This is a genomic window from Streptomyces poriferorum (genome assembly GCF_019399235.1).
Classification (GTDB): Bacteria; Actinomycetota; Actinomycetes; order Streptomycetales; family Streptomycetaceae; genus Streptomyces; species Streptomyces poriferorum.
This window is the reverse complement of the sequence record NZ_JAELVH010000420.1, coordinates 1-4,073: the sequence shown is the minus strand read 5'-3', so window position 1 is coordinate 4,073 and position 4,073 is coordinate 1. Positions and strand designations below refer to the sequence as shown.

At 70.0% G+C, this 4,073-nt stretch carries 5 protein-coding genes; 2 read left to right on the top strand and 3 right to left on the bottom strand.

Features of this window, described 5'->3' with window-relative positions:
• Positions 1–95 precede the first annotated feature (95 nt).
• A complete protein-coding gene (gene nucS / locus JGS39_RS37440; protein ID WP_219574249.1) occupies positions 96–767 on the bottom strand; it encodes an endonuclease NucS in 672 nt (223 codons plus the stop codon).
• A gap of 263 nt (positions 768–1,030) precedes the next feature.
• Between nucS and JGS39_RS37435 the strand changes: the two genes are divergently transcribed.
• On the top strand, positions 1,031–1,423 hold the full coding sequence (locus tag JGS39_RS37435) for an SCO5389 family protein (RefSeq protein WP_219574248.1): 393 nt from the start codon (positions 1,031–1,033) through the stop codon (positions 1,421–1,423).
• A 90-nt stretch (positions 1,424–1,513) separates the two neighbouring features.
• On the opposite strand, the gene JGS39_RS37430 is transcribed toward JGS39_RS37435, so the two are convergent.
• Positions 1,514–2,557 (bottom strand): LLM class flavin-dependent oxidoreductase, encoded by a 1,044-nt coding sequence (locus JGS39_RS37430; protein ID WP_219574247.1) that lies wholly within the window; start codon positions 2,555–2,557, stop codon positions 1,514–1,516.
• A 198-nt stretch (positions 2,558–2,755) separates the two neighbouring features.
• On the opposite strand from JGS39_RS37430, the gene JGS39_RS37425 reads away from it, so the two are divergent.
• Positions 2,756–3,085: an Rv1322 family protein gene (locus JGS39_RS37425; protein WP_219574246.1), complete on the top strand. Its 330-nt coding sequence runs from the start codon at positions 2,756–2,758 to the stop codon at positions 3,083–3,085.
• A 16-nt stretch (positions 3,086–3,101) separates the two neighbouring features.
• On the opposite strand, the gene JGS39_RS37420 is transcribed toward JGS39_RS37425, so the two are convergent.
• Positions 3,102–3,992, bottom strand: coding sequence for an ABC transporter permease (locus JGS39_RS37420; protein WP_219574245.1), 891 nt, complete (start codon positions 3,990–3,992; stop codon positions 3,102–3,104).
• Positions 3,993–4,073: the final 81 nt, after the last annotated feature.

Here is a 4,073-nt window from a genome sequence, read left to right as displayed (position 1 = left end):
GGCTGGGGGCGTGCGGATGCCCGTCCGGTGGGGTTGCCGGGCGGGTTCGGCTCCCGTCCGGTGGGAGTCACCGGACGGGGCTGAAGGCCGGACGGTCAGAAGAGCCTGAGCTTGTCGTCCTCGATGCCGCGCATCGCGTTGTAGTCGAGGACCACGCAGCCGATGCCGCGGTCCGTCGCCAGGACGCGGGCCTGGGGCTTGATCTCCTGGGCGGCGAAGATGCCCTTCACCGGCGCCAGGTGGGGATCGCGGTTGAGGAGCTCCAGGTAGCGGGTCAGCTGCTCCACGCCGTCGATGTCGCCGCGCCGCTTCAGCTCGACCGCCACGGTCTGCCCGTCGGCGTCACGGCACAGGATGTCGACCGGGCCGATGGCGGTGAAGTACTCGCGGCGGATGAGGGTGTAGCCCTCGCCGAGCGTCTCGATCCGGTCGGCGAGCAGCTCCTGGAGGTGCGCTTCCACGCCGTCCTTGATCAGGCCGGGGTCGACGCCCAGCTCGTGGGACGAGTCGTGGAGGATTTCCTCCATCGTGATGATCAGTTTTTCGCCCGCCTTGTTCACCACGGTCCAGACGCCCGCGGTGTCGTCGGCGCCCTCCTTCAGGGTGCAGGGCGGCGACATCCAGTTGAGCGGTTTGTACGCCCTGTCGTCGGCGTGAATCGACACGCTCCCGTCCGCCTTCACCAGGATCAGACGGGGAGCGGAGGGCAGGTGGGCCGTGAGCCGGCCCGCGTAGTCCACGGAGCAGCGGGCGATGACGAGACGCATGGTCGGCAACGCTACTCGACGACAGGTGCTCGACGCGATTCACCCACCCGTCACTCCCTTCCCGCCCCGGAGTGACACTTTCTGGCTTGCCCCTCTTTGAACCCCTTCGTTATTGGCCGGTTGTGTTCCCAATCTCCTGGTGCGGCCCGGACTGCGCCCTTACCGTGGATGCAGGAGGTCGCCGTGCGTGCACGCTGCGTCGCCGTCCTTCTTCCCTGCCCGTAAGGCCCCGGCTCTCCGTCGGGGTCGCGAGAGGAGAACCCATGTCGCTCGACGTCTCACCGGCGCTGTTGGAACAGGCCGAGCGAGGCGAGGTCGACGAAGCCGACTTCGTCGACTGCGTCCGGACCTCCCTGCCCTACGCATGGGAGATGATCAGCTCGTTGGTGGCTCAGCTGAAGGTCGACGGCGGGCAGTTCGCCGACAACCAGACGCCGCCGCCCAACGAGCAGGCACGTGGTCAGCTGCTGCGTGCGCTCGCGAGTGATGCGATACGCGGCGCGCTGCAGCGGCACTTCGGGGTGCGCCTGGCATTCCAGAACTGCCACCGCGTCGCGGTGTTCCCGCTGGACGCCTCGGTCGACGACCGACTGGCCAAGTTCACCTCGGTGAGGGGCCAGTTGCTCAACCAGTCGCCCGGACTTCGGGACTGCTGAACGCTTTTGCTGCCGCCCCGGGCCGCGGGAGGTGCAACTGGTCCGGGGCGGCAGCTCCCGTACGTACACCGTGAAACCCGTAGGCCTGGGTCATTCGAGGAGTGGCAGTACCTCGGTGCCCAGCCGCGCTACGTTCTCCTCCGTGGCCACGAGATCTCCGGAACCCTCCACCAGGAGCGCGAAGCGGGTGATGCCCGTGCGCTCCGCCGTGGCCGCGAGGCGGTCGGCCGCGAGCCGGGGCGGGCCCACCGGATGAAGTCCGCACAGCAGCTCCGTGTAGCCGACCGGGTCGCGCATCACCCGGTGCCGGCCGTCCACCGTCACATGGGCGTCCAGCCCCTGCCGCAGCCAGCCCGGCATCGCCTTCACGAGCGTCTCCCGGGCGTCGTCCGCGCGGTCCGCGATCTGGGCCACGCCCGCGGACACGTGCCCCGCCTGCCGTACGCTCTCCGGCGAGCGGCCCGCGGCGAGCGCGCAGGAGCGCCAGAGGGCGACCATCTCGGCCTTCTCCTCGTCGCCGCAGTGCATCCCGAGCAGCATCGGCAAGCCGTTCTCGGCGGCGAGTCTCACGCTCTTCGGCGAGGTGCACGCGACGATCACCTCGGGGCCCCCGGGGCTCTCCCCGCTCTCCGCGTCGATCAGCTCGTCGGCCCGGGGGACCACTGCCACCTCGCGGAAGCCGTAGCGCTCCCCGCGTCCCGCCACCCGCGCCTCGCGCAGCCAGTCGAGCAGCAGTCCCAGGGACTCCGGGAAGCCGTTCTCGTAGGCCTCCAGGCCGCCGCCGAACACCTCCAGGTCGATCCACGGCCCGCCCCGGCCCACGCCGAGGGTGAACCGGCCGCCACTGGTGAGATGCAGCAGCGCCGCCTGCTCGCCGAGCGCGACCGGATGCTGGGTCGGCAGCACGCTCACCGCCGTACCGACGCGGATTCTGCGCGTGCGGCCGAGCAGCAGCGCGGCCAGTGTCACGGCGGACGGGCACACCCCGTACGGCACGAAATGATGTTCGGCCAGCCAGACCGAGTCGAGGCCGGACTCCTCCGCGACCTCGGCGGACCGGATCGCGCGATGCAGCGCCTCACCCGGCCCCTGCCCCGGAAACTGGGCTGCCAGTACGAACGTTCCCACACGCATCGCCAGATACCTCCTTGCGGCCGACGCGGCTCTCCCCTACCGGCAACAACGTCTGACACGTGCCAAAGGCACGGTCCAACGGGAAGTTGTTGCGATTTTCCGGTTACCCGTCCCGCCCCGGGCGGTGCGAGACGTATGCCCCCGCCGAATGGCCCTACGCTGGATGGAACTGCCCAGCCCTGTCCCGTGAGGTGTCACGTGTCCCCGCGCCGCAACCGCCCCCGAGGCGGCGACAGTCCCACCGGCAGCGCGAGCGCGGAGGGGGACCGGTACGGCGGCGGAGGGCGCTCGGAGGAGTGGCAGGGCGAGGAGTGGTCGGTCCGCCCGGTGAGCGGCGCGAGCGCGGCGGGCAAGCGCTACCGGTGCCCCGGCTGCGACCAGGAGATCCCCTCGGGCCTCCCGCACCTGGTGGCCTGGTCCGATTACGGCGGGATCGACGACCGCAGGCATTGGCACAAGGCGTGCTGGAACGCGAAGGACCGCCGCACCACACGGGTGCAGCGGTCCAGGAACGCGCCTCGGTACTGAGAATCGGCCGCCGGCGTCAGACGTCGCGGTTGTTCATCGCGAGATAGGCGCCGCCCAGGGCCACGGCGGTCACGCCGAGCATGAGCCACAGCGGTTCCCAGCCGGACGGCCCCGACGTCGCGACCGAGTTGTCGTAGAAGATGCTGAGCTGGTTGGGGATCGAGTACTCCAGGAGCCACTCACGGATCGACGTGAGGGAGTCGGCGAGCATGAAGATGGCCAGCACGAGCGGCAGCAGCACCAGGCCGATCATGAGGGTGATCGCGCCGGCCGAGTGCCGGATCAGCGCGCCGACCGCCAGCGACAGCAGTCCCAGCGTCGCCATGTAGAGACCGACACCGACGGTCCCGCTCAGCCATTCCTTCCCGGTCGGCGCCGGGGCGTCCAGCATGGCGGTCTGGATCAGGGCGACGATCGTGGTCATCACGGTCGTCAGCACGAAGGTGAGCAGGAAGAAGACGATCGCCTTCGCGCTGAGCACCCGGGCGCGGCTCGGGCAGGCCGTCAGCGTCGTACGGATCATGCCGGTGCCGTACTCCGACGCGATGGTCATGACGCCGAGCGTGATCACGCAGATCGACCCCAGGAGCACGCCGAAGAAGCCGAGGCTGAGCACCGGGGTGGAGTCCATGTCGGAGTCGGAGTCGGAGAAACTGACGGCGATCGCCGAGAGCACCCCGATGCCGAACACCAGCACGATCATGACGCCGAGCGTCCACATCGTGGAGCGTACGGACCGGATCTTGGTCCATTCCGAGGCGATCGCGTCACCGAGGGTGGCGGGGCGCACCGGGATCGGGGAGGTGTAGTAGCCGGCCTGCGCGCCCTGCTGGGGGGCGAAGGGCTGCTGGTACGCCTGCTGCTGGTACGGCGCCTGCGGCGTCGGCGGCGTGGGCGGCGTCGTCATCGGGAGTCCTCGCTGATGTCGCTCTTGGTCAGATCTGCGGAGGGTCCCGCGGGCGCTGCCGGGGCGGGAGCGGGAGCGGGA

What these genes read in the sequence shown, in the direction of transcription:
- nucS (WP_219574249.1), bottom strand. Translation starts at nt 767, where the DNA reads ATGCGTCTCGTCATCGCCCGCTGCTCCGTGGACTACGCGGGCCGGCTC.
- JGS39_RS37435 (WP_219574248.1), top strand. Translation starts at nt 1,031, where the DNA reads ATGTCGCTCGACGTCTCACCGGCGCTGTTGGAACAGGCCGAGCGAGGC.
- JGS39_RS37430 (WP_219574247.1), bottom strand. Translation starts at nt 2,557, where the DNA reads ATGCGTGTGGGAACGTTCGTACTGGCAGCCCAGTTTCCGGGGCAGGGG.
- JGS39_RS37420 (WP_219574245.1), bottom strand. Translation starts at nt 3,992, where the DNA reads ATGACGACGCCGCCCACGCCGCCGACGCCGCAGGCGCCGTACCAGCAG.